Source organism: Streptomyces anandii JCM 4720 (assembly GCF_014650655.1).
GTDB classification, from domain to species: domain Bacteria; phylum Actinomycetota; class Actinomycetes; order Streptomycetales; family Streptomycetaceae; genus Streptomyces; species Streptomyces anandii.
Genome location: NZ_BMVJ01000007.1, coordinates 249,424 through 252,753 on the forward strand (window position 1 = coordinate 249,424; position 3,330 = coordinate 252,753).

Annotated in this window: 7 protein-coding genes; all 7 read left to right on the forward strand. The window is 69.8% G+C overall.

All coding sequences use genetic code 11. The annotated features are described in order from the left end of the window. On the forward strand, nt 1-641 hold a 641-nt coding region (locus IE249_RS37395; RefSeq protein WP_268249698.1), incomplete at its 5' end, for an FtsK/SpoIIIE domain-containing protein. Between the two features lie 82 nt (nt 642-723). Further along, a complete protein-coding gene (locus tag IE249_RS15525; RefSeq protein WP_189705402.1) occupies nt 724-1,338 on the forward strand; it encodes a DUF2637 domain-containing protein in 615 nt (204 codons plus the stop codon). Nucleotides 1,339-1,357: 19 nt separating this feature from the next. Beyond that, on the forward strand, nt 1,358-1,549 hold the full coding sequence (locus IE249_RS15530) for an RING finger protein (protein ID WP_189705403.1): 192 nt from the start codon (nt 1,358-1,360) through the stop codon (nt 1,547-1,549). Further along, entirely contained in the window at nt 1,549-1,740 is a 192-nt protein-coding gene (locus tag IE249_RS15535) for a mobile element transfer protein (protein WP_189705404.1), read from the forward strand. The genes IE249_RS15530 and IE249_RS15535 overlap by 1 nt, the downstream gene beginning before the upstream one ends. Before the next feature lie 9 nt (nt 1,741-1,749). Then, complete coding sequence (locus IE249_RS15540; RefSeq protein ID WP_189705405.1) at nt 1,750-1,944, forward strand: hypothetical protein; 195 nt, start codon at nt 1,750-1,752, stop codon at nt 1,942-1,944. Between the two features lie 14 nt (nt 1,945-1,958). Next, nucleotides 1,959-2,204: a SpdD protein gene (locus IE249_RS15545; RefSeq protein WP_189705406.1), complete on the forward strand. Its 246-nt coding sequence runs from the start codon at nt 1,959-1,961 to the stop codon at nt 2,202-2,204. A gap of 131 nt (nt 2,205-2,335) precedes the next feature. Next, nucleotides 2,336-3,330, forward strand: a 995-nt coding sequence (locus tag IE249_RS15550) for a replication initiator (protein ID WP_229858545.1), incomplete at its 3' end; no start/stop codon positions are given.

Consider the following 3,330-nt stretch of genomic DNA (forward strand, 5'->3'; position numbering starts at 1 on the left):
TTGTGCAGGAAATGGAGGACCGGTACGACCTGATCAAGGCGCGGCAGGGCATCGCGCCCGGCACCCCGGGCGAAGAGATCACCTCGGACATCTGGGGTCTGCCCGAGATAGAACGACCGGTGCCGATCGTGCTCTTCGTCGACGAGGTGGCCGAACTCTTCCTCATCGCCACCAGGAAGGACGAGGAACGGCGCGACGAGATGGTCACCCAGCTCATCCGCCTCGCCCAGCTCGGCCGCGCTGCCGGCATCTATCTGGAGGTCTGCGGGCAGCGCTTCGGCGCCGAACTCGGCAAGGGCGCCACCATGCTCCGGGCCCAGTTGACCGGCCGGGTCTGCCACCGCGTCAACGACGAAGCCTCCGCCAAGATGGCACTCGGCGACATCGCCCCCGAAGCGGTCGACGCCGCCTGCGCCATTGCCCCCGAACGGCCTGGCCTTGCTGTGGCCGGTGACACCTCCGGCGGCTGGTCCCGCATCCGCACGCCGTACCTGTCCCTCGGCGAGGCCGCTGAGGTCTGCCGGGAATCGGCGCACCTCGTGCCCGACCTACCCGCCCTCGAACCTTTCCGGCCCGCAGTTCCGCTCCGGCCGATCGACACTCCGGTATCGCTGCGCAAGCCGGTTCCGGTCACCGAATAGAACGCTCACACCCCAACGGCCGGCGTGTCCGCCTCATGCCAAGTCCCTACCCCGCCATGCCTAGAACCGGAAGGAGGCGCGGGTGCGTGCCTTGCCCGTCCGACTTGACGCCGTACTCGTTCAAGCGGTGATCGCTGCCGCGCTGTCCTTCGCGCATCTGCACGACCTGGCCTCGGCCGCTGGTCAGCACGGTTGGAAGGCGTGGGCCTACCCGGTCTCCGTCGACCTGCTGTTGGTGGCGGCTTGGCGGCGGCTCCGTTCCGGTGGAACGAAGGCGGCCGGGTGGTGCTGGTTCCTCGTCGCGCTGACCGCCTCGCTCGGCGCCAACGTCTCCACCGCCGGGCTGCTCGACCTGCGCGCTGTACCGGCCTGGCTGCGGATCCTGGTCGCCGGGTGGCCTGCCGTGGCCTTCCTCGGCGGAACGCTGCTCGCTCATGACAGCCCGGAGCCCGAAGAGGCGTCGGTGGTGGAAGAGGCCACGGTCTCACCCTCCTCCGCTCCCGAACTGTCCGTCGCGGAACCGGAAGTGGCTCCGCCCTCAATGCCCTCCGTCCCGCCGGCACTCGTCGCTCACGCCCGCAAGGTTGCCGAAGACCACCATGCGCGGACCGGAAGCGCTATCGACACCGCGACGCTTCGCGCCCGGCTCGGCGTCCCCATGCCGCTTGCCGAAGTCATCGCATCTCAACTCACCTGATCCTGGAGGACTTTCCCCCTTGCGTCCGTCCACGCTCCGCACGCTCAAGCGCGCCGCCGAGCTGACCCGACAGAACCGCCTCACCGAAGCTGTGCTGATCGCCGAACCGGTGATCCTCGCCGCCGACAGTTACGAGGGCGACGAGATCTTGCGCTGGCTGGCCGACCACGTCACCGACTTCACCGGCGAGAACGACGAGGAGACCCGCTGATGCCTGCCAACCGCCGCTTCCGCAACGTCGTCCGGATCGGTCCCGTTCAGGTCGCCACGTACTACGACGGCCGGGGCCGCGAGAAGCACACCGCCGCTTGCACCGCCCCGCGCTGCGGCTTCTCCACGGACTACGACAGCCGCGCCGCCGCCGAGCTGGCCGCGCGCACGCACCGCTGCTCCGTTCGCTGAGGAGCTCTCGTGACCGTCTCGCTGCCGCTCGTCTTCGTCCTCGGCGTCATCGCCTGGGCCGCGATCAAGTTCCTCGGTATCCGTCTCTGGGTCGCCGTCGTGATCGCCCTGTTCGGCTTCTACCTCTCCCACACCTTCCTCGCCCCGGCCATCGACTCCGGCACCCGCTCAGGGGTCGGCGTCGTCAACGGCACCCACAAGTGACAAGGAGACTTGCCATGTTCCGCCCCAAGCTCCCCGACGTTCCGACGTTACCGACGACACCGGCCGTCCCTCCGCAGACGCAGGCTCCGGTGCCCTCCGCAGGCCGGTCGCTGACTCCCTACGCGGGCACGGTCGCCGCCGTGGTCGTCGTCGGCGTCGTACTCACCGCGCTCCTGGCGGCTGTCGCCATATCGGCCGTGTCGGTAGCCATCGCCGCCGTAGTCCTGCGCTCCCTGCTCAACGGCGCCAACAAGCGCTGACCGGCCACCGGGGCGGCAACAAGCCGCCAAGCATCCCGCCGCCCCGGGGCCGCCCCTCCCAACCGTCGGAACCGTTGAAAGGAAGTCCCATCATCACCCGGCAGACTCTGCCCCCGCTGGCGGAACTCTCCATGTTGGCCTCCCTCGGCACCATGCCGGAGCTGGCCCACCAACTCTCCGGTCTGGGCGGCTGCACCCACCCCGTCCGCCTTGACGGCCACCGCACCGAATACGAAGTCGACACGGCAACCGGCGAGATCGGCGACGTCCTCAGCCACCTCGACTCTGCCGCTCTCCCCGCCGGACAGCTGCTCGTCCGATGCAACAACCGCCGCGCTACCCGGTGCGCGGCCTGCGCCGAGACCTACCGCCGCGACACCTACCACCTGATCACCGCTGGCCTCCGCGGCGGCAAGGGCACGTCGGAACACGTGGCGAGCCATCCGCGCGTTTTCGCCACCTTCACCGCCCCGAGCTTCGGGCCAGTCCACAACCGTCCCTCTGGCGGTCGAAACTGCCGGTGCGGCATTCGCCACGACGAGCAGGATCCCGCCCTGGGCACTCCGCTCGATCCGGACAGGTACGACTACGAAGCGGCCGTTCTCTGGAACGCCCACGCCGGTGCTCTCTGGCGGCGCTTCTCGATCTACCTCCGACGGGAGGTCGCCAAGCGCGCCGGCCTCACCCAGCGCGCGTTCCGCGATCACGCACGGATCTCCTTCGCGAAGGTGGCCGAGTACCAAAAGCGCGGCGCGGTCCACTTCCACGCGGTCATCCGCCTCGACGGCCCGGAAGGCGGAGACACCGCACCCCCAGCCTGGGCGTCAGCCGAGCTGCTCACCGACGCCATCCGAGCCGCCGCCACCGCGGCGCGCGTGGACGGCCCGGAGGTCGACGGACGGGCCCACGGCTTCGTCTTCGGCCGACAGCTCGATATCCGCACCATCCGCTCCGCCGACTTCGACGACGGCCAGGAGCTGACCGAGCGAGCCGTAGCGGCGTACATCGCCAAGTACGCCACCAAGGGCGCCGAGACGGCGACCGGCACTCTGGACCGCCCGATCCGCTTCCTCGCCGAGCTGGCCCAAGCCCGGCTCAGCGACCACGCCCGGCGCATGATCCGAAC